Source organism: Allobosea sp. TBD101 (assembly GCF_059817965.1).
In genome coordinates this window covers 4399031-4418960 of the sequence record NZ_CM187543.1, presented here as the reverse complement: position 1 = coordinate 4418960, position 19930 = coordinate 4399031, and the positions used below count along the sequence as shown (strand labels likewise).

At 65.5% G+C, this 19930-nt stretch carries 19 protein-coding genes and 1 tRNA gene; 16 read left to right on the top strand and 4 right to left on the bottom strand.

Annotated elements, in window-relative coordinates; genetic code table 11:
* Positions 1–39 precede the first annotated feature (39 nt).
* The 4 genes from prfA to AC6RIC_RS21525 all read left to right on the top strand — a co-directional run bounded on the left by prfA (position 40) and on the right by AC6RIC_RS21525 (position 3746).
* The gene (gene prfA / locus AC6RIC_RS21540) at positions 40–1125 is read left to right on the top strand and encodes a peptide chain release factor 1 (protein WP_454658057.1); all 1086 of its coding nucleotides are present in this window, start codon (positions 40–42) and stop codon (positions 1123–1125) included.
* Between the two features lie 74 nt (positions 1126–1199).
* The gene (locus tag AC6RIC_RS21535; RefSeq protein WP_454658056.1) at positions 1200–1448 is read left to right on the top strand and encodes a hypothetical protein; all 249 of its coding nucleotides are present in this window, start codon (positions 1200–1202) and stop codon (positions 1446–1448) included.
* Between the two features lie 65 nt (positions 1449–1513).
* On the top strand, positions 1514–2353 hold the full coding sequence (gene prmC / locus AC6RIC_RS21530; protein ID WP_499733846.1) for a peptide chain release factor N(5)-glutamine methyltransferase: 840 nt from the start codon (positions 1514–1516) through the stop codon (positions 2351–2353).
* A gap of 379 nt (positions 2354–2732) precedes the next feature.
* Positions 2733–3746, top strand: coding sequence for a DUF4167 domain-containing protein (locus AC6RIC_RS21525; RefSeq protein WP_499733845.1), 1014 nt, complete (start codon positions 2733–2735; stop codon positions 3744–3746).
* Positions 3747–3816: 70 nt separating this feature from the next.
* On the opposite strand, the gene AC6RIC_RS21520 is transcribed toward AC6RIC_RS21525, so the two are convergent.
* Positions 3817–4602, bottom strand: coding sequence for an MOSC domain-containing protein (locus AC6RIC_RS21520; RefSeq protein WP_499733844.1), 786 nt, complete (start codon positions 4600–4602; stop codon positions 3817–3819).
* Positions 4603–4682: 80 nt separating this feature from the next.
* Entirely contained in the window at positions 4683–5000 is a 318-nt protein-coding gene (locus AC6RIC_RS21515) for a DUF2293 domain-containing protein (RefSeq protein ID WP_454658052.1), read from the bottom strand.
* Between the two features lie 174 nt (positions 5001–5174).
* Here AC6RIC_RS21515 and clpB point away from each other — a divergent pair, with 174 nt between their 5' ends.
* A complete protein-coding gene (gene clpB / locus AC6RIC_RS21510; RefSeq protein ID WP_499733843.1) occupies positions 5175–7793 on the top strand; it encodes an ATP-dependent chaperone ClpB in 2619 nt (872 codons plus the stop codon).
* A 137-nt stretch (positions 7794–7930) separates the two neighbouring features.
* Here the strand turns inward: clpB and metW are convergent, their stop codons facing one another.
* Together metW and metX are read right to left on the bottom strand one after the other, a co-directional pair.
* Complete coding sequence (gene metW / locus AC6RIC_RS21505; protein ID WP_454658050.1) at positions 7931–8557, bottom strand: methionine biosynthesis protein MetW; 627 nt, start codon at positions 8555–8557, stop codon at positions 7931–7933.
* Between the two features lie 180 nt (positions 8558–8737).
* Entirely contained in the window at positions 8738–9907 is a 1170-nt protein-coding gene (metX, locus tag AC6RIC_RS21500; RefSeq protein ID WP_454658049.1) for a homoserine O-acetyltransferase MetX, read from the bottom strand.
* A gap of 170 nt (positions 9908–10077) precedes the next feature.
* Between metX and AC6RIC_RS21495 the strand changes: the two genes are divergently transcribed.
* The 11 genes from AC6RIC_RS21495 (at position 10078) to AC6RIC_RS21445 (ending at position 19479) form a co-directional block, all read left to right on the top strand.
* The gene (locus AC6RIC_RS21495) at positions 10078–10911 is read left to right on the top strand and encodes a chorismate mutase (RefSeq protein WP_454658048.1); all 834 of its coding nucleotides are present in this window, start codon (positions 10078–10080) and stop codon (positions 10909–10911) included.
* Positions 10912–10938: 27 nt separating this feature from the next.
* Positions 10939–12039, top strand: coding sequence for a histidinol-phosphate transaminase (gene hisC, locus AC6RIC_RS21490; protein WP_454659040.1), 1101 nt, complete (start codon positions 10939–10941; stop codon positions 12037–12039).
* Between the two features lie 5 nt (positions 12040–12044).
* On the top strand, positions 12045–12983 hold the full coding sequence (locus AC6RIC_RS21485) for a prephenate/arogenate dehydrogenase family protein (protein WP_499733842.1): 939 nt from the start codon (positions 12045–12047) through the stop codon (positions 12981–12983).
* A 91-nt stretch (positions 12984–13074) separates the two neighbouring features.
* Positions 13075–13150 (top strand) — tRNA-Thr (locus AC6RIC_RS21480).
* 360 nt (positions 13151–13510) lie between these two features.
* A complete protein-coding gene (locus tag AC6RIC_RS21475; protein ID WP_454658046.1) occupies positions 13511–13900 on the top strand; it encodes a c-type cytochrome in 390 nt (129 codons plus the stop codon).
* 430 nt (positions 13901–14330) lie between these two features.
* A complete protein-coding gene (locus AC6RIC_RS21470; RefSeq protein ID WP_454658045.1) occupies positions 14331–15146 on the top strand; it encodes a cytochrome c oxidase subunit II in 816 nt (271 codons plus the stop codon).
* A gap of 62 nt (positions 15147–15208) precedes the next feature.
* Positions 15209–16984 carry a cbb3-type cytochrome c oxidase subunit I gene (locus AC6RIC_RS21465; protein WP_499733841.1) on the top strand — a complete coding sequence of 592 codons (1776 nt, stop codon included), beginning with the start codon at positions 15209–15211 and terminating at the stop codon, positions 16982–16984.
* Positions 16981–17703: a cytochrome c oxidase subunit 3 gene (locus tag AC6RIC_RS21460; RefSeq protein WP_499733840.1), complete on the top strand. Its 723-nt coding sequence runs from the start codon at positions 16981–16983 to the stop codon at positions 17701–17703. The genes AC6RIC_RS21465 and AC6RIC_RS21460 overlap by 4 nt, the downstream gene beginning before the upstream one ends.
* 15 nt (positions 17704–17718) lie before the next feature.
* Positions 17719–18441, top strand: coding sequence for a heme-copper oxidase subunit III family protein (locus AC6RIC_RS21455; RefSeq protein WP_499733839.1), 723 nt, complete (start codon positions 17719–17721; stop codon positions 18439–18441).
* Positions 18442–18448: 7 nt separating this feature from the next.
* On the top strand, positions 18449–18784 hold the full coding sequence (locus tag AC6RIC_RS21450) for a cytochrome C oxidase subunit IV family protein (protein WP_499733838.1): 336 nt from the start codon (positions 18449–18451) through the stop codon (positions 18782–18784).
* A gap of 131 nt (positions 18785–18915) precedes the next feature.
* Entirely contained in the window at positions 18916–19479 is a 564-nt protein-coding gene (locus tag AC6RIC_RS21445; RefSeq protein ID WP_499733837.1) for a PRC-barrel domain-containing protein, read from the top strand.
* The last annotated feature ends 451 nt before the right edge of the window (positions 19480–19930 follow it).

Sequence of the window (19930 nt, the reverse complement as noted above, 5' to 3'; positions counted from 1 at the left end):
CCGCTGCCGCTTTTCCCTTTCGTTTCACGAGTTCATTGAATGTCCCTCCAGCTTCCCCAGGATCGTCTCGACGTCATCGTGGCGCGCCATGCCGCCGCAACCGACGAGATCAACCATGCGACCGAGGCGGCGCGCACCGTCGAGCTCGCCAAGGAACTGGCGGAGCTCGATCCGGTGGTCGCAGCGATCGCCTCCTGGCGGCAGGCGCAGGTCTCGCTGGAAGAAGCGGAGGCTCTGATCGCCGATCCCGCGACCGATGCCGAATTCCGCGACCTCGCCTATGAGGAGCGCGACACGGCCCGCGCCGAGATCGAGGCGCGCGCCCGCGAGATCCTCGTGGCCCTGCTGCCGAAGGATGCCGCCGATGAGCGCGGCGTCATCCTCGAGATCCGGGCCGGCACCGGCGGCGACGAGGCCTCGCTCTTCGCCGGCGACCTCCTGCGCATGTACCAGCGCCATGCCGCCCAGAAGGGCTGGAGCGTCGATATCCTCTCCGAGAGCGAGGGGACGATGGGGGGCTACAAGGAGGTCATCGCCGAAATCAACGGCCGCGGCGTCTATGCCAGGCTCAAATTCGAATCCGGCGTCCACCGCGTCCAGCGCGTGCCGGATACCGAGGCGAGCGGGCGTATCCACACCTCCGCCGCGACGGTCGCGACGCTGCCGCTGGCCACTGATGTCGACATTGTCCTCAACGAGGCCGATATCCGCACCGACACGTTGCGCTCGGGCGGTGCCGGCGGCCAGCACGTCAACAAGACGGAATCGGCGGTGCGCCTCACCCATATCCCGACCAATACCGTCGTGCTGGTCCAGGACGAGCGCTCCCAACACAAGAACAAGGCGCGCGCCTACGAGCTGCTGCGCGCCAAGCTCTTCGACATGGAGCGCCTGCGCATCGATTCCGAGCGCTCGGCGGACCGGCGTTCGCAGGTCGGGTCGGGCGATCGCTCCGAGCGAATCCGCACCTATAATTTCCCGCAGGGACGCGTCACCGACCACCGGATCAACCTGACGCTCTACAAACTCGATGAGATGATGCAGGGTCTCGTTCTCGATGAGATCATCGACGCGCTGACCGCCGAGCATCAGGCGAAGCTGCTGGCGGCCGAGGGTATGGCGTGAGGCGGGCGCGATGAAACCAAAAGTCCCGTCCCGCGTTGATCAGGTATCGACACCAGCGAAGGGGGGACCCTCTCATGATCAAGATGTTCTCGACGATGGCGGTGACCGGGCTGATGGCGCTGGCGATGAGCGGCGTCTCGCAGGCTCAGGAGCGCACCTTCCGCAAGATGACCTCGGGTCAGCCGGCGGCGCTGCAGGGCGCGATGACGCAGTCTCAGGCGCGCAAGGCGTGCCAGATGGAGATGGGCAGGACCCGCGAAAGCAAGGCCGCGATCAACAAGAAGATGAAGACCTGCATGGACCTGAAGATGAACGGCAACTAGCCGCCGCTTCGGGGATTGCGGAGCCCGCCATGGGCTTCGCTGGAAACGCACGAGGGGAGGGCGCCGTGCCGACCGTCAGGGAGGCGCGGCGTCGCCTTGCGCAGAGACTCCTGCGCGCTGGCTCGCCCAGTCCCGGTCTCGATGCGCGATTGCTGGTCGAAGGCAGTCTGGGCGCTGAAAACCCGGACCCGGATCTGGTTCTGCCCGGCGAAGCTCTGACGCGGCTGGAAGGGTTCGCTGTGCGCCGCATCGCCGGCGAGCCGGTCTGGCGCATCCTCGGCGAACGCGAGTTCTGGGGGCTGCCTTTCCGCCTCTCGCCGGCAACGCTGGAACCGCGCCCCGATAGCGAGACGATCGTCGAGACGGCTCTTGCCCAGCTCGCCGGGCGTCGCGAGGAGGCGCTGAAGCTGCTCGATCTCGGGACCGGCACCGGTTGCCTGCTGATCGCGCTCCTCAGTGAGTTGCCGCAGGCGCAGGGGCTCGGCATCGACCTGTCCGAAGAGGCCTGCCGGACGGCCGCCGGCAACGCCGCTCTCAATGGCGTCGATGGCCGGGCGATGTTCCGGCAAGGCAGCTGGACGGAGGGGTTGACCGGCCCCTTCGACGTCATCGTCTCGAACCCGCCCTATATCCCATCGGCCGAGATCGCGACGCTGTCCGTCGAAGTCCGTGAGCACGACCCCCTGCTTGCTCTCGATGGCGGTGCTGACGGGCTCGGTCCCTACCGTCTGTTCGCGTCATCCCTCCCGCCCTTGCTTGCGCCCGGCGGCATCATCGTCTTTGAGATCGGAGCAGGGCAGGGGCCGGATGTCGTGGCGCTGATGCGGCAGGGCAGCTTCGAATTCCGCGGCAGCCGCAACGATCTGGGGGGGCATGAGCGGGCATTGATCTTCACGCTCGCTTGATAATGCACAGGCTTTTGGTCGATTTCGCTTGGAGAAGCAGCCAAAAGCAGCTATGCAGCATCCAGCCGAAGCTGGTGGCGTCAGAGCCGGGCCTCTGGGCAGTTCCCGATCGTACAGGATTTGCTCGAGTTCGGCATCGTTTGCAGGCGTGTTCCTGAAGCGGTGCAGCTGACAACCGGATGGAGCCCCGAAGGCGCGTGGCGCCGATCGGCTCATGGGGTTGAAACCCCTTTTTGGAAAAGAGCGCGTGAAGACCAGGAACGGCGTATCGCCCCTTCAGGTCACCTTCGTCCGACACAGCGTCGCAACCCGCTGTGCATCGCAGCGCGCATGACGGCACCACGGTTGCTTTGAACACAGAAGCGCGAGACAGACGCGAATGAGACCAGGTCAGAACCGGCGTATGCGCGGCCGCAACAATAGCGGCGGCGGCAACAACAACGGCAATCGCAAATCTCCGAACCCGTTGCAGCGTAGCTACGAGTCCAACGGTCCGGACGTCAAGGTTCGCGGTACGGCGCAACATGTCGCCGAGAAGTACCTGCAGCTCGCGCGGGATGCTCAGTCTTCGGGCGATACCGTCGCTGCCGAGAGCTATTTCCAGTACGCCGAGCATTACTACCGCATCCTGCTTGCGGCGCAGGAGCAGATGGCTCAGCAGTTTGGCCATTCCTTCCCGCCGAATCGCGCCTTCGTCGAAGATGCGGACGAGGGCGAGGAAGAGGGCGACGAGGACGGTCAGTCCTTCCAGCCCGGCACCGGCCCGCAGCCGGAGATGCGCGCCAACGGCTATCCCAACAACAATGGCTATAACGGCCATGGCGGCGGCCAGCGCCCCGAGGGCGAGGGCGGCGACGGCCAGCAGCAGGGCGGCCAGCGCTTCGACCGCAACAACCGTCGCGAGCGTTTCAACAACGATCGCAACAACAATAACAACGAGCGCCGTTTCGATCGTCAGGATCGTGGCGAGCGTCGCTTCGACCGTAACGCCGAAGGCGGCCAGGGCGCTCCCGGCGGCTATGCGCCGCGCCCCGATGCCCCACGTTCCGACATTCCGGTCAGCGAAGGCGGCGCCGTTGAGGCTGCTCCCGAGCAGGCTCAGGCAGAGCGTCGCCCGGAGCGGGCCGAACGCCCCCAGCGCGAGCGCCGTCCGCGCCGTGAGCGCGAGGTCGAGGCCGATGCCGGCGATGACGTCGCCGCCGCGCTGCCGTCCTTCCTGACCAACCCCGTGCGTGTCCCCGCGCCGGAGCCGGTCGAGGCCCCCACCGAGCCGGTTGCCGCTCCGGCGGACCCGGCTGCGGATGACGCTGCGCCGAAGCGCACCCGTCGTCGCCGCTCGCCCCGCGAGGTCATGGACGCGCTGGGCTCGGAGACGGATAACTCGGCCGAGTAATCCGTCTCCGGCATCAGGCATTGGATATGGAAAAGGGCCCTCTCGGGCCCTTTTTCTTTATCTGCGCGGATCAGGCGATGCCAAGTTCGACCGGCGCATCCGCCACGGCCAGGCTGTCGCCTTCGACCAGGGCGCCGTCCGCGAGGATGCGGCAATAGATCCCGCAATCGACATGGCCATAGTTCTTCATCAGCGCCTTCGGAATCTGCATGTCGCGCGTGCCGGTGTCGGGGTCGACATTGGTCGCCGCGCAGCGCTCGATCCGCTTGATCACCTGCAGGCGCAGGCCGCCGGGGCCCGTGAGCTCGCGGTCGACGAGGTCGTTCTCCGCCCAGGGCGCGAGCCCGCTGACCATCAGGTTGCCGCGGAAGCGCAGCGGATCGACCGGCTGCCCGAGGCGCCCTTCGAGATCGGCGACGCTGGCGAGGTTGATGATCGAGACGAAGCCGGAGCGCGAATCGGTGAAACGATAGGTCGGGGGCGCCGTCAGCAGCTTCGGCTCGCCGCGCAATTCCTCGGGCATGAAGCCGGAGAAGAAGCTGGTAATCGCGGCATGGCCCTCGTCGCTGGCGGTCGCCGCGCGCAGCACCTCCTGCCCGCCCTCATGAATGACGAGATCGCCGCTGGCATCGTCATAGCGGGTCTTCAGCCGCGCCAGCGACTCGTTGCGCATCAGCATCAGGTACTTGATCTTGGGCTGGTGCACGGGCTCGGCCGCATCGAAGCCGGAGGGGCCGTTCTCGATGGCGAAGAGCCGGTCGCCCGGGAAGAAGCCACCGACCGGCAATGCCGCCCGCTTCAGCCGTTCCGGCGAGAGGCCCTTCACGGGGTAGCGGTAGAGCGTTTCGATGCGCATGGTGGGTCTCGTTCAAGCAAGGTCGCGGACCATAGCCTTGTCGGCTGGTCCTGACAGATCAAATCTTGTATCTGTTTCGATCAATCGGATGCGTCGTCTTCGCCATCGCTGACAGAGCGCTGACAGCCCCAGCCGGCGAGAATGGCGTCGGTGTCCCCCGCGACGAAGAAGCGGGCGGCATCGCGGTCGTAACCCTCGCCCAGCAGGCGCTCGTAATCGGTATGGACGTGTCGAACATGGCTACCCAGCGCGAGCCAGAGCGCCGTCGAGGGCGGAAGGTCCTTCATGTGGCGCCGCTCCGCCAGCGTCACCACGGCCTCGGCGTCGGAGAGCGGAATGCCCGGCGCCAGCGCCCTCAACGCTTTCCGAATCGCCTGCTGTCGCTTGGTCCCGGCCATGCCCGATCTGCGCCTGCGGCTTGCGCCAGGTCAATTCTGGGTCAAGCCTCTTCCGTTGCGTGAAAGTCACACTATCTTGGAGGGCGAGGGGCGGCCCATTGCGGCGCTCCATCTTGATGAAAGGCAGCAGGTTCACGTTGCTACGGGGCGTGGCCCGCGGGCGGAGATAGCTGAATGAATATCGAGAAATATACGGATCGGGCGAAGGGTTTCCTCCAGGCGGCACAGACGATCGCCTTGCGCGAGGGCAACCAGCAGTTCACCCCCGAGCATCTTCTGAAGGCGCTGCTCGACGACAATGAAGGCATGGCGGCCGGTCTGATCGACCGGGCGGGCGGCCAGTCGCGCGTCGCGCTGCAGCTCGTCGACCAGGCCTTGGCCAAGCTCCCGAAGGTTTCGGGCGGCTCGGGCGGCCTCAACCTGACGCCGGGTCTCGCGCGCGTCTTCGACACCGCCGAGAAGGCGGCCGAGAAGGCCGGCGACTCGTTCGTCACGGTCGAGCGGCTCTTGCTCGCGCTCGCGGTCGAGAAGGACAGCGAGGCCGGCAAGGCGCTCTCCAAGGCGGGCGTGACGCCGCAGGCGCTGAATGCCGCGATCGAAGCGATCCGCAAGGGCCGCACCGCCGATTCGGCTAGCGCCGAGCAGGCCTATGACGCGCTGAAGAAATACGCCCGCGACCTCACCGCCGCGGCGCGTGAGGGCAAGCTCGACCCGGTCATCGGCCGCGACGAGGAGATCCGTCGCACCATCCAGGTGCTGTCGCGCCGGACCAAGAACAATCCCGTCCTGATCGGTGAGCCCGGCGTCGGCAAGACCGCCATCGCCGAAGGCCTCGCGCTACGCATCGTCAATGGCGACGTGCCCGAGAGTCTGAAGGACAAGGAATTGCTCGCGCTCGACATGGGCTCGCTCATCGCCGGCGCGAAATATCGCGGCGAGTTCGAGGAGCGGCTGAAGGCTGTGCTGACCGAGGTCTCGTCCTCGGATGGCGGCGTTATCCTGTTCATCGACGAGATGCATACCCTCGTCGGCGCCGGCAAGACCGACGGCGCGATGGATGCGTCGAACCTGCTGAAGCCCGCTCTGGCGCGCGGCGAACTGCACTGCGTTGGCGCGACCACGCTCGACGAGTACCGCAAATATGTCGAGAAGGACGCGGCTTTGGCGCGGCGCTTCCAGCCCGTCTTCGTCGAGGAGCCGACGGTCGAGGACACCATCTCGATCCTGCGCGGTCTCAAGGAGAAGTACGAGCAGCATCACCGCGTCCGCATCACGGATTCGGCGCTGGTCTCGGCCGCGACCCTGTCGAACCGCTACATCACCGACCGCTTCCTGCCGGACAAGGCGATCGATCTCGTCGACGAGGCCGGAGCACGCCTGCGCATGCAGGTCGATTCCAAGCCCGAGGAGCTGGATTCGATCGACCGCGAGATCGTCCGTCTCAAGATCGAGCAGGAGGCGCTCAAGAAGGAGAGCGATGCCGGCTCGAAGGAGCGGCTGAAGCGACTTGAATCCGAACTGGCCGACCTCGAGACGCGCTCCGACACCATCACCACCAAGTGGAAGGCCGAGAAGGACAAGCTGGGCGCAGCCGCGGAGATCAAGACCAAGCTCGACAACGCTCGCAACGAGCTCGCCCAGGCGCAGCGCAAGGGCGAGTACCAGCGCGCGGGCGAGCTCGCCTATGGCGAGATCCCTGGGCTCGAGAAGCGTCTGGCCGAGATCGAGGAGAAGGGCGACGATGCCGGCATGGTCGAGGAGGCGGTGACGCCTGATCACGTCGCCGCCGTCGTCTCCCGCTGGACCGGCGTGCCGGTCGACCGGATGCTCGAAGGCGAGAAGGAGAAGCTGCTCCGCATGGAGGAGGTTCTCGGTGCTCGCGTCGTCGGGCAGAAGGAAGCGGTGGAGGCGGTCTCGACCGCGGTCCGTCGCGCCCGTGCCGGCCTTCAGGACCCGAACCGTCCGATCGGCTCGTTCATGTTCCTCGGCCCCACAGGCGTCGGCAAGACCGAGCTGACCAAGGCGCTGGCCTCGTTCCTGTTCGACGACGACACCGCGCTCGTGCGCATCGACATGTCCGAGTACATGGAGAAGCACTCGGTCGCCCGACTGATCGGCGCGCCTCCCGGCTATGTCGGCTATGAGGAGGGCGGGGCGCTGACGGAAGCCGTGCGGCGCCGGCCCTATCAGGTCGTGCTGTTCGACGAGGTTGAGAAGGCGCATCCGGACGTGTTCAACGTCCTGCTGCAGGTGCTCGACGACGGCCGCCTGACCGATGGCCAGGGCCGCACCGTCGATTTCCGCAACGTGCTGATCATCATGACCTCGAATCTCGGTTCGGAGTTCCTGGTGAACCAGCCCGAGGGGCAGGACAGCGACGCGGTTCGCGACGAGGTCATGGGCGTGGTCCGCCACGCCTTCCGACCCGAGTTCCTGAACCGGATCGACGACATCATCCTGTTCCATCGCCTCAGGCGGAAGGACATGGACGCGATCGTCGATATCCAGATGGCCCGGCTGCAGAAGCTGCTGACCGACCGCAAGATCACGCTCGAGCTCTCGAAGGAGGCGCGCGAGTGGCTGGCGGACAAGGGTTACGACCCGGCCTATGGCGCGCGCCCGCTGAAGCGCGTGATCCAGAAGTCGGTGCAGGACCCGCTGGCCGAGGCGATCCTCGCGGGCGACATCGTCGATGGCGAGGATGTGCCGATCACCGTCGGCCCGGGTTCGCTGATGCTGGGGGCCGTTCCCGGCGTGAAGGAGAAGCGGCCGGCTGGCGTGGCGTTGAACTGATAGTTGGGAGCGCCGCCTTCGGGCGGCGCTTTTTCGTCATGGTCGGGCTTGTCCCGACCATCCACGTCTTCGCATGTCGAGGACGGTGTTCAAGGCGTGGATGCTCGCCACAAGGGCGAGCATGACGGGTCAGTCCCTCACCCCCGCTTGAGCAGAAATACCGCCTGCGCGCCGAACAGGTTCCAGAACCACCAGGGCGCGTTGACACCGACCCGTCCGCCGGCGGCGTCGAGCGCCACCGCACGCTCCTTCTTGGCGCCGATCTGGTCGCAAAGCGCCACGAAGTCCCGGATCGTGCAGAAATGGATGTTGGGCGTGTCCCACCAGGCATAGGGCAGGGAGTCGGTCACCGGCATCCGCCCCTGGAAGAATACCTGCGAGCGCATCCGCCAATGCCCGAAATTCGGGAAGGAGACGATGGCGTGCCGGCCGATGCGCAGCATCTGCTCCAGAACGAGGCGCGGATTGCGCGTCGCCTGGATCGTCTGGGAGAGGATGACGTAGTCGAATGAGTCGTCCGGGTAGTCGCCGAGGTCGGTATCGGCGTCACCCTGGATCACTGAAAGCCCGCGCGCGACGCAATCGGCCACGCCCTCCCGCGATAATTCGATACCCCGCGCATCGACCTGGCGGCTCTCGGCCAGCAGCGCGAGCAGGGCGCCGTCGCCGCAGCCGACATCGAGCACGCGCGTGCCGGGCTGCACCATCTCGGCGACGAGCCGGAGGTCGATGCGGTTGGTCTGGTTGGTGTCGGGGAGGGTCATGATAGGCAGCTCGTCATGCTCAGGCTCGCCCCTTGTCATTCCGGGGCTTCGCTGAGCGAAGAACCCGGAACCCACGACTGGGCTCTGTCTCACGTCTTTGCAGCTCGATCGGGCTCACCCGGTCGTGGGTTCCGGGTTCGACCCTGCGGGCCGCCCCGGAATGACAAGGGGCGGTGTTCATCAAAGCCCCCGTGCCCGGGCCGCCGCGCCGATGAAGCCGCGCGTCGTGGCGAAGAGATTGGGCTCTTCCAGCAGGAAGGCGTCGTGCCCCTTGTCGCTCTCCAGCTCGACGAAGGAGACCGAGGCGCCGGCCGCATTGAGCGCATGCACGATTGCGCGCGAATCCGCCGTCGGGAACAGCCAGTCCGAGGTGAAGGAGGCCACGCAGAAGCGCGTCTTGGTGCCGGTGAAGGCGCGCGCCAGCACGCCGTCATGGTCGGCGGCGAGGTCGAAATAATCCATCGCGCGCGTCACATAGAGGTAGGAATTGGCGTCGAAGCGCTCGACGAAGCTCAAGCCCTGATGGCGCAGATAGCTCTCGACCTGAAAGTCGGCGTCGAAGGAGAAGGTCGGCGCCGCCCGGTCCTGCAATTTGCGGCCGAACTTGCGATGCAGCGCCTGCTCCGAGAGGTAGGTGATATGCGCGCCCATCCGCGCGACCGACAATCCCTTCGCCGGGCGCGTGCCCTCTTCGAGATAGCGCCCCTGCCGCCATTCGGGGTCGGCCATCACCGCCTGCCGGCCGACCTCGTGGAAGGCGATGTTCTGGGCCGAATGCTTGGCGCCGGTCGCCAGTGGCAGAGCCGAGAACACGCGGTTGGGATAGCTCGCCGCCCATTGCAGCACCTGCATGCCGCCCATTGAACCGCCGGCGACGCAGAACAGCGTCTCGATGCCCAACGAGTCGACCAGCGCGGCCTGCGCTCGCACCATGTCGCGGATGGTGACGACCGGGAAGGACAGGCCCCAGGGCTTGCCCGTCGCCGGATTGGTCGAGGCCGGCCCGGTCGTGCCGGTGCAGCCGCCGATGACATTGGCGCAGATCACGAAGAAGCGGTCTGTGTCGATCGGTTTGCCTGGCCCGATCATCGCCGTCCACCAGCCGCCCTTGCCGGTGATCGGATTGCGGCTCGCGACATACTGGTCGCCAGTCAGGGCGTGGCAGACCAGAATGGCGTTCGATTTGTCGGCATTCAGCTCGCCGTAGGTCTGGTAGGCGATCTGCCAGTGGTCGAGCACGACGCCGCAATCCATCAGCAGCGGCGTATCAGGGCCGAAGCGCGCGACCGGGCTGGAGGGCTCGTTCGCCTCCTTCTGCGGATCGGCCAGGCTAGGGGAGAGATCGCTCATGTCGTCCGCTTCGGCAGTAGGATTTGTCTTGCCGGTCCAGGCGTTCGGAAAATCGAACTCTAGCGATGCCGTGTCGGCGCGTCGCTGTCAACGCGGGACTGCGCAGCCGGCTTTGCCAAGGCGTTGCGGGAGCGCTAAGGAGCGTGGCCTTGCCGGAAAGCGCGTTGCCCATGACCGAAGCCGCCCCGACCACCCTCGCCGACCTGCGCGCCGGGATCGATCGCATCGACAGCGAGATGCACGCGCTCCTGATGGAGCGTTCGCAGATTATCGAGACGCTGATCTCGATCAAGAAGACGCAGGCCTCCGGCTCCGCCTTCCGCCCCGGCCGCGAGGCCGATATCATGAAGCGGCTCGCGCTCAGCCATAAGGGCCTGCTGCCGCTCGACACGGTCGAGAGCGTCTGGCGCATCATCATCGCGACCTTCACCTATGTGCAGGCGAACTACTCGGTTCACGCCGACACCTCCGGCGGCGACCCGGCGATGCGCGATTCCGCCCGCTTCCATTTCGGTTTCACTGTGCCCTACATTCCGCATGAGGATGCGCGTTCGGTCATCCACGCGGTGGCGGAGTCGGCCGGCGATCTCGGCATCTTCCGCATGGACCAGGGCGCCAGCGCCGGCATCTGGTGGCGCGACCTGATCGGGGCGGATGCCCCCAAGATCATCGCGCGGCTGCCCTTCGTCGAACGGCCGAACCATCCCGCGGGAACCCCGGTCTATTGCATCGCCAAGCCGCTGGCGGATGCCGCCGTGCGCGAGATCGTGCTCTATGCCGCCCGCGTCGAGCGCTGGTCCGAGAACCTGCGACACGGCCTCGCCGAGCATCTGGCTGAGGTCTCGGCTTCCGCCGCCGACGGCTCGCATCTCTCGCTTCTGGTCGCGGCCTCCGGCGAGGTCGACCAGGCCGCGATCCGCCAGGCGCTCGTGCCGGCAGGCCTCAGCGACTTCGCCGAGGTCGGCAGTCACGCCGCCCGCTTCTCCGTCAAATCCGCCCGCTGAACGGGCTGGCTTCCTGCTGCAAGGTCAATCGTCATGGCGACCCGTCCCGTCCCGCGTCCCGGCGTCCTCGATATCGAGGCCTATGTCCCCGGCAAATCCGCCGCGCCCGCCGGCGTGAAGCTGCACAAGCTCTCGTCCAACGAGACCCCGCTCGGCCCGAGCCCGAAGGCCATCGCCGCCTTCGAAGGCCTCGCCGCCAAGCTGGAGCTCTATCCGGACGGCACGTCGACCAAGCTCAAGCAGGCGATCGCCGGTCGCTACGGTCTGGATCCGGCGCGGATCATCTGCGGCAACGGCTCGGATGAGCTGCTGGAGCTCGTCACCAAAGCCTATCTCGGCGCGGGCGACGAGGGCATCTACAGCCAGTACGGCTTCCTGGTTTACCGCATCGCCATCCTCGCCATGGGCGGCAAGCCGGTCATCGTGCCCGAGAAGAACTACACCGCCGATGTCGACGGCATCCTGGCGGCGGTGACGCCGAAGACCAAGATCGTCTTCCTCGCCAATCCCAACAACCCGACCGGCACCTATCTGCCCTTCGACGAGGTCAAGCGCCTGCAGGCCGGCCTGCCGCCGCATGTCCTGCTCGTCCTCGATGCGGCCTATGCCGAATATGTCCGCCGCAACGACTACGCCTCCGGCATCGAGCTCGTTGCCGAGAGCGAGAATGTCGTGATGACCCGCACTTTCTCGAAGATCTACGGCCTCGCCAATCTGCGCATCGGCTGGATGTATGCGCCGGCCCATATCATCGATGCGCTCGAACGCATCCGCGGGCCCTTCAACGTCAACGGCGCTGCGATCGAGGCCGGCGCCGCCGCCGTTACCGACGAGGCGCACGTTGCTGCCGCGCTCGAGCACAACGAGAAATGGCTCGCCTGGACCACGACGGAGCTGGAGAAGCTCGGCCTGACCGTGACGCCCTCGGTCGGCAATTTCGTGCTGATCCACTTCACCAAGACGGCCGGCAAGACCGCCAAGGAGGCCGACGCCTTCCTGACCCAGCGCGGCCTCATCCTGCGCGCCGTCGGCGGCTATGGCCTGCCGGACGCGCTGCGCATGACCATCGGCTCCGAGGAGGCGAACCGCCTCGTCGTCGCCGCGCTCGCCGACTTTCTCAAGGCGTGACCGAGATGGCGGAAAGCTTCGCGCCGCGCCGTTCTGAGCCGGTCTTCGCCCGCCTCGCCATCATCGGCATTGGGTTGATCGGCTCCTCGATCGCGCGCGCGGCGAAGGAGCTGAACCTCGCCGGTACGATCGTGCTGGCCGATCGCGACGAAGCCGTCCGCAGGCGGGCGCGCGAGCTGGGTCTCGGCCATGCCGTTGCGGAGACGGCGGCGGAAGCGGCTGTCGATGCCGACCACATCATCCTCTGCGTTCCTGTCGGCGCCTGCGGCCCTGTCGCGGCCGAGATTGCCAGCGAGCTGAAGCAGGGCGCGATCGTCTCCGATGTCGGCTCGGTCAAGGGCTCGGTCGTCGACGCTGTCCTGCCCCATCTGCCCGAGGGCGTTGCCTTCGTGCCCGCCCATCCGGTGGCGGGCACGGAGAATTCCGGTCCCGATGCCGGCTTTCCGAGCCTCTTCCTCAATCGCTGGTGCATCCTGACCCCGCCTGAGGGTACGGACGCGGCGGCCATCGCGAAAACCCGCCAGTTCTGGGAGGGGATGGGCGCGCTGGTCGAGGTGATGAGCGCGCAGCATCATGATCTCGTGCTCGCGGTCACCAGCCATCTGCCGCATCTCATCGCCTACAACATTGTCGGCACGGCCGAAGACCTGGAGGCGGTGACGCAGTCCGAGGTGATCAAGTTCTCGGCCGGCGGCTTCCGCGATTTCACCCGTATCGCGGCGTCGGACCCGACGATGTGGCGCGACGTCTTCCTGCACAACAAGGAAGCCGTGCTGGAGATGCTCGGCCGTTTCAACGAGGATCTGGCGCTGCTCACCCGCGCTATCCGCTACGGCGACGGCGAGACTCTGCACAAGCACTTCACCCGCACCCGTGCCATCCGCCGCGGCATCGTCGCGCTCGGCCAGGAGAAGCCGGAGACGGAGAAGCTGCGCAAGGATTGACGGCTGCCGTGTGCAGCCGCGTCGAGACGGTGTGCATGACGGTGAGTTTGGCTTGCCAAGCCATCCGCCTGCTGGTACAGCGCCACCCGTTGCCGCTTTAGCTCAGCTGGTAGAGCACCTCATTCGTAATGAGGGGGTCGGGGGTTCGAATCCCTCAAGCGGCACCATCCAACCGCTTTGGTTGTTGATTCTCCTCGCTAGTTTCGATCTGAAGCCGCCCGCAGCGAGGCGCGGACGGCCGTCTTTCACTTCATCGAGCTTTTACGACCCGTCACGCCGCCATTCGACGTTGGGCTGCCTCTCGCTCATCGAATACGAAAGGAGGCGTCGCGAGCTGCTCTGATCCGCCCCAGCCATGAACAGTCCACGGAAACGGGGCAACTCCGACTCGGAGCTTCAGGTCTTCCCAGAAGATCGCCCCGGATTGGAGCAAGACCGGCAATGGTGTAAGAATATCGTGAAAGTCTGTGCGGCTCGGCCGTGGACTGTCGGATCGGGTCGCATCCAAATTCGAAGGAGAGCCTTCGATGCTGCGCTGGACCTTGATGGCCTCGTTGATGTTTGCGGCTCTGTCCCACCCGGCCCAAGCGGTCGGCGATCCTGCTGCCGGTGAGAAGATTTTCCAGAGGTGCCGCGCCTGCCACCAGATTGGGGAGGCGGCCAAGAACGCGGTGGGGCCGAAACTGAACGGCCTTATCGGCCGGCCGGCGGGATCGATCGAGGGCTACAGCTATTCAGCCGCTAACAAGAACTCTGGCATCCTGTGGGATGAGCTCACCTTCAGGGACTACATCAAGGCGCCGCAGGTAAAGATCCCGAACACCAAGATGGTGTTTCCAGGCCTCAAGGTCGAGCAGGAGATCGACGACATCGTCGCCTTCCTCAAGCAGTTTGATGCAGACGGAAAGAAAAAATAACCGGGTCGGCGTTCGAATGCAGCTGTTCCGGCGATGGCCTGCGATGCGGGATCGATTGACAACTCCCGCGAGCAGGATGACAACATGATGCGAAGGGCTGAAGGCTTGAAGTTCCTGCAGCCCGGCTGAAAGCTTTTGCATCAGATTCGACGTGTGGTCGTCCAGGCGAACCCAGGGTTCGGCGATGGCGAACAGGAAGCAAAACTTGCAGCCCGAAGGCGCGCTCGCCCGAGCCCGCGCCCCGCAGCGGTCATGTGCCGCAAGCGATGCCTTCAGCCGCGTTCGTTTTGAGCTGGGGCCCGATCCATCGCGGGCCGCGACACTGTTCCCATGCCGAAAGGGAGTTCGTCCACGTAGCGCATGACGCATGCCATGCGCCGCGACATGGCTTGGTTCCTGTTCACGCTGCCCTCGCCAGGAGGAAAGAGGGATGGGCATCGCAATCGTCTTGGTTCTCGTCGTGATCGGCTCGGTCGCCTTCCACTTCCTGAGTCCGTGGTGGTGGACGCCGATCGCCTCCAACTGGCGCTACATCGACGACACCATCATCGTCACGTTCTGGATCACCGGCGTCGTCTTCGCGGCCGTCGTGCTGTTCATGGCCTATTGCGTGCTCCGGTTCCGCCATCGTGAGGGCAACCGCGCCGCCTACGAACCCGAGAACAAGCGGCTGGAATGGTGGCTCGCGATCGGCACCGGTATCGGCGTCGCGGCAATGCTCGCACCCGGCCTCGTCGTCTGGAAGCAGTTCGTGACGGTGCCCGGCGATGCCGCGACCGTCGAGATCGTCGGTCAGCAATGGCAATGGAGCTACCGTCTGCCGGGGGCCGATGGCCGGCTCGGCGCGACCGACGCCGCCCATGTCACCCCGGAGAATCCGCTCGGCCTTGCCCCGAACGATCCGTACGGGCAGGACGACGTCATCATTCAGGGTGATCAGCTCCATCTCCCGCTCGGCAAGCCGGTAAAGCTCCTGCTGCGCTCGCTCGACGTGCTGCACAATTTCTACGTGCCGGAGTTCCGCGCCAAGATGGACATGATCCCGGGCGTCGTCACCTATTACTGGCTGACCCCGACCCGCACCGGCACGTTCGAAGCGCTTTGCGCCGAGCTCTGCAGCACCGGCCACGCCTTCATGCGCGGCGGCGTCGTGGTCGAGCCGGGCAGCAACTACCAGGCCTGGCTGCAGCAACAGAAAACCTTCGCCCAACTGCAGGCGCCGTCCAGGGCGCAGGCGAGGAATTAGGAAGGGGCGGGATCGGCCCTCAACGGGCCGCCCGATCCGACGAGGAGCGGAAGGATGCCCTGATGGCGGATGTGGCGCATGGCGTGGCAGGCCCGGCTCCGGTGGCGGAGCACGACGATGTCGAGCTCTATCACCCGAGGAGCTGGATCACGAAATACGTCTTCTCGCAGGACGCCAAGGTCATCGCCATCCAGTATGCGCTGACGGCGCTGGCAATTGGGCTGGTCGCGCTCGTGCTGTCCTGGCTGATGCGGATGCAGCTCGCCTTCCCCGGCCTGCTGAGCTTCATCGACGCCGAGCGCTACTATCAGCTCATCACCATGCACGGGATGATCATGGTGATCTATCTGCTGACCGCGCTCTTCCTCGGCGGCTTCGGCAACTACCTGATCCCGCTGATGCTCGGCGCGCGGGACATGGTCTTTCCCTATGTGAACATGCTGAGCTTCTGGATCTATTTCCTCGCGGTCATGGTCCTGGTCGCCGGTTTCTTCGTTCCGGGCGGGCCGACCGGCGCGGGCTGGACGCTCTACCCGCCCCAGGCGATCCTCGCCAGCACGCCCGGTCAGCAATGGGGCATCGTCATCATGCTGGCCTCGCTGATGCTCTTCATCATCGGCTTCACCATGGGCGGGCTGAACTATGTCGTGACCGTGCTGCAGGGGCGCTGCAGGGGCATGACCTTGATGCGGATGCCGCTGACGATCTGGGGCATCTTCACGGCGACGGTGATGGCGCTGCTCGCCTTCCCGGCGCTGTTCGTCGGCGCGGTGATGATGACGCTCGACCGGCTGATCGGCACGAGCTTTTTCATGCCCTCGATCATCGCGATGGGCGAGCGGCTGGCCTATCGTGGCGGCAGCCCGATCCTGTTTCAGCACCTGTTCTGGTTCTTCGGCCATCCGGAGGTCTACATCGTCGCGCTGCCGGCCTTCGGTATCGTCTCCGACCTGATCAGCACCCACGCCCGCAAGAACATCTTCGGCTATCGCATGATGGTCTGGGCGCTGGTCGCGATCGGGGCGCTGAGCTTCGTGGTCTGGGCGCACCACATGTATGTCAGCGGCATGCACCCGGCCTTCGGGTTCTTCTTCGCCACGACGACGCTGATCATCGCCATCCCCACCGCGATCAAGGTCTACAACTGGATCCTGACGCTCTGGCGCGGCGATATCCACCTGACGCCGCCGATGCTGTTCGCGCTCGGCTTCATCGTCACCTTCGTCAATGGCGGGTTGACCGGGCTCTTCCTCGGCAATGTCGTGGTCGACGTGCCGCTCTCCGACACCATGTTCGTCGTCGCGCATTTTCACATGGTGATGGGGGTCGCGCCGATCCTCGTCGTCTTCGGCGCGATCTATCACTGGTATCCGAAGATCACCGGCCGCATGCTCAACACCGCGCTCGGCAAGCTGCACTTCTGGATCACCTTCCTCGGCGCCTACGCGATCTTCTTTCCGATGCACTATATTGGGCTGATGGGGGTGCCCCGGCGCTATTACGAGATGGGCGCGATGAGCTTCGTGCCGCCGTCGACCGTGGACCTCAATATCTTCATCACGGTGGTCGCGCTGATCGTCGGCGCGGCGCAGCTCGTCTTCCTGTTCAACCTGTTCTGGAGCCTGAGGCGCGGCGAGTCCTCCGGCGGCAATCCCTGGCGCGCGACGACGCTGGAATGGCAGACGCCGCAGACGCCGCCCGCCCATGGCAACTGGGGCAAGGAGCTGCCGGTGGTCTACCGCTGGGCCTATGACTACAGCGTGCCCGGCGCGGCGCAGGATTTCCTGCCGCAGAACCAACCGCCCGAGCCCGGCGTGACAGAGGGGGCGCGGTCATGATCGTGATCGTCGCCTTCATGGTCGTCCTGGCGGGCTTTGCCGGCTGGTGGCTCCTGCACCAGGGGCTCGCCACGAAGCCCTGGCTGGAAGTGGGCATCCCGCAGGCGACGGACTGGCACGCCCCGGCGTGGCGCCCCATCGCCAAGCTCGGCCTCGCCGCCTTCCTCACTGTGGCCGGCTCGCTTTTCGCGCTGTTGGTCAGCGCCTATTTCATGCGGATGGGCATGGCCGATTGGCGCACGCTGCCGATGCCGGTGGTGCTGTGGTTCAGCACGGGTCTGCTGATGCTGAGCAGCCTCGCGCTGCAGACCACGGTCGCAGCCGCACGTCGCGGCGAGCTCGACGGCATTCGCTCCGGCCTGCTCGCGGCGGGGGTATCGGCGCTGGCCTTTCTCGCCGGCCAGCTGCTGGCCTGGCGCGAACTTGCCGACACCGGCTATTTCACCGCGTCGAACCCGGCCGGCGCCTTCTTTTGTCTGGTCACCGCGATCCATGGCCTGCACATGCTCGGCGGGCTGGTCGCGCTCTGCCGCGTCACGACGAGAGCCTTCGTCGTTCCGTTGGGCAGCACGCCACAGGCGATCGGCGCCTTGCGGCTCGGTGTCGAGCTCTGCGCCACCTATTGGCATTTCATGCTCGCGGTCTGGCTCGTGCTGTTTGCCGTGATGATGCGCTGGACGGACGAGCTGATCGCGATCTGCCGGGGGCTGCTGAGTTAAGCGAGGTTGCGAGCGATGAACGAGGTCCTGCCCTCCGCCGCACATAAAGAGGCCGCCGCCTCCGCCGGCCTGCCCAGCCTCGTCTCGGACTGGTCGTCTGACCGGCGGGCTTTCAAGGACGTCTCCTGGGGGAAGGCCATGATGTGGGTCTTCCTGCTCAGCGACACCTTCGTCTTCGCGACCTTCCTGATCTCCTACATGACCGCGCGGATATCGACGACCATAGCCTGGCCCAACCCGAGCGAGGTCTTCGCGCTCGAGGTCGCCGGCCACCATTTCCCGCTCCTGCTGATCGCGATCATGACCTTCGTCCTGATCAGCAGCAGCGGCACGATGGCGATGGCGGTCAATTTCGGCTACCGCCGCGACCGCCGGAAGACGGCGATCCTGCTATTGCTGACCGCCCTGCTGGGCGCCGCCTTCGTCGGCATGCAGGCCTTCGAATGGTCCAAGCTGATCTCGGAAGGCGTCCGGCCCTGGGGCAACCCCTGGGGCGCGGAGCAGTTCGGCGCGAGCTTCTTCATGATCACCGGCTTCCACGGCACTCACGTCACGATCGGCGTGATCTTCCTGCTCATCATCGCCCGCAAGGTCTGGCGCAGCGATTTCGACGATGGCCGGCGCGGCTTCTTCACCAGCCGCAGGGGCCATTACGAGATCGTCGAGATCACGGGGCTCTACTGGCACTTCGTCGATCTCGTCTGGGTCTTCATCTTCGCGCTGTTCTATCTCTGGTGAGGTCGCCATGGCACAGGCAGAAGCTCATACCGATGCTCGGCAGCATCCGATCAGGCTCTATCTTGTCGTCTGGGGCTGGCTGTTCATCCTCAGCGCCTGCTCCTACCTGGTCGATTATTTCGGCCTTGTCGGCTACCTGCGCTGGTCGCTGATCCTGACCTTCATGATGCTGAAAGCAGGCCTGATCGTCGCAGTCTTCATGCACATGGCCTGGGAGCGGCTGGCGCTGACCTATGCGATCCTCGTCCCGCCGCTGGTGCTCTTGGTTTTCGCCGGGATCATGGTCTTCGAGTCGGAGCACACGCTGTTCACCCGGGTCTTCTACTTCGCGGCCGGTTCATGACGGGCGATCCGGGGGCTCCCGACCGCTGAGCGTGCCGGCGTTTGGGGGGGCGAGGAGGCAATGGCTTGCGCGACAGGACCAGCCCCATGAACGGCAGGCCGCAGGCTTCGATCCGGCAAAGGGAGGCACTGATGAGAACCTACTGCTTGTTCCAGGCCGCGAGCTCCCCTGACCTGCGCGCCTTCGCCGAGGAGCGTACTGGCGGCAGATTGCCTACGGGGCTTGGGCCGTGGACTCTCGTGCGAGAGATCCAGCCCAATGAGGAGTGGGCCATCCCCGTCAGCAGGGCGGTCGTGGCGGCCGGCATCCTCGAGAACGGCTTTTATCTCTGGGGGCCCGCTGAGCGACCGGCTGTGCCGCATCTGATCATCGAAAGTGATCGTGTCGAAGGGACTGCCGTATTTGACCTCAAATATGATCAGATCGGCACCATCAAGCGGCTGTTGATCGAGAAGGTCAGTGGCCGTGTCGTCTTCGTCGACGTGACATTCGGGGGCTTTCTTGGCATCGGCAGCCACCACGTTACGATCCCATGGGACAAGCTCACCTACGACAAGGAGCTGGAGGGTTATCGCACCGACCTCACTGAGGCCCAGATCCGGGGCGCCGCGATCCTCTACGGGGGCAAAGGCGTTTTGCCGGACCAGAAGCGCCAGCAGGAAATGAGCGACTACTGGAACGACGCTCCCAACTGAGCGGTCCGAATGCGGCTTGAGGCTGCCTTCGGAGGTCTCGCTATAACCCCAGTCCCCGCTTCCGGGCGGGCATCCGCCGTCTGATTGCGGTATCTTCCCGGTTTTCAGTGACCGTCGCGGCCGCCTCGAAAGGGCGGCTTTTTGTTTGGCTTGATCCGGATTTGCGCTGTTGCCGTTCAGCGGCCGGCTACGCTGCTTACGAGAATCTCGGAGTATCTGCCTAGAATGAGGTCAATTTAGTCCTTCTTGCGTATGGTGCTCAGAAAATAGGCGTATCTAAGCCGCTACGACGAGGCCGGCGCTATCATCGCGGGCGCTCGATTGCTCTTCGCATCCCTTGAAAAGGCCATCTGATCCCGCGAACGGCGCTGTCGGAGGTGTTGGCACACCGCTTGCGAAGCTTGGGGACATGGGCCGCACGGTCCGTCGGCGTCGAGGGGGCGCCGTCAAC

What these genes read in the sequence shown, in the direction of transcription:
- prfA (WP_454658057.1), top strand. Translation starts at nt 40, where the DNA reads ATGTCCCTCCAGCTTCCCCAGGATCGTCTCGACGTCATCGTGGCGCGC.
- AC6RIC_RS21535 (WP_454658056.1), top strand. Translation starts at nt 1,200, where the DNA reads ATGATCAAGATGTTCTCGACGATGGCGGTGACCGGGCTGATGGCGCTG.
- AC6RIC_RS21525 (WP_499733845.1), top strand. Translation starts at nt 2,733, where the DNA reads ATGAGACCAGGTCAGAACCGGCGTATGCGCGGCCGCAACAATAGCGGC.
- AC6RIC_RS21520 (WP_499733844.1), bottom strand. Translation starts at nt 4,602, where the DNA reads ATGCGCATCGAAACGCTCTACCGCTACCCCGTGAAGGGCCTCTCGCCG.
- AC6RIC_RS21515 (WP_454658052.1), bottom strand. Translation starts at nt 5,000, where the DNA reads ATGGCCGGGACCAAGCGACAGCAGGCGATTCGGAAAGCGTTGAGGGCG.
- clpB (WP_499733843.1), top strand. Translation starts at nt 5,175, where the DNA reads ATGAATATCGAGAAATATACGGATCGGGCGAAGGGTTTCCTCCAGGCG.
- metW (WP_454658050.1), bottom strand. Translation starts at nt 8,557, where the DNA reads ATGACCCTCCCCGACACCAACCAGACCAACCGCATCGACCTCCGGCTC.
- metX (WP_454658049.1), bottom strand. Translation starts at nt 9,907, where the DNA reads ATGAGCGATCTCTCCCCTAGCCTGGCCGATCCGCAGAAGGAGGCGAAC.
- AC6RIC_RS21495 (WP_454658048.1), top strand. Translation starts at nt 10,078, where the DNA reads ATGACCGAAGCCGCCCCGACCACCCTCGCCGACCTGCGCGCCGGGATC.
- AC6RIC_RS21485 (WP_499733842.1), top strand. Translation starts at nt 12,045, where the DNA reads ATGGCGGAAAGCTTCGCGCCGCGCCGTTCTGAGCCGGTCTTCGCCCGC.
- AC6RIC_RS21475 (WP_454658046.1), top strand. Translation starts at nt 13,511, where the DNA reads ATGCTGCGCTGGACCTTGATGGCCTCGTTGATGTTTGCGGCTCTGTCC.
- AC6RIC_RS21470 (WP_454658045.1), top strand. Translation starts at nt 14,331, where the DNA reads ATGGGCATCGCAATCGTCTTGGTTCTCGTCGTGATCGGCTCGGTCGCC.
- AC6RIC_RS21465 (WP_499733841.1), top strand. Translation starts at nt 15,209, where the DNA reads ATGGCGGATGTGGCGCATGGCGTGGCAGGCCCGGCTCCGGTGGCGGAG.
- AC6RIC_RS21460 (WP_499733840.1), top strand. Translation starts at nt 16,981, where the DNA reads ATGATCGTGATCGTCGCCTTCATGGTCGTCCTGGCGGGCTTTGCCGGC.
- AC6RIC_RS21455 (WP_499733839.1), top strand. Translation starts at nt 17,719, where the DNA reads ATGAACGAGGTCCTGCCCTCCGCCGCACATAAAGAGGCCGCCGCCTCC.
- AC6RIC_RS21450 (WP_499733838.1), top strand. Translation starts at nt 18,449, where the DNA reads ATGGCACAGGCAGAAGCTCATACCGATGCTCGGCAGCATCCGATCAGG.
- AC6RIC_RS21445 (WP_499733837.1), top strand. Translation starts at nt 18,916, where the DNA reads ATGAGAACCTACTGCTTGTTCCAGGCCGCGAGCTCCCCTGACCTGCGC.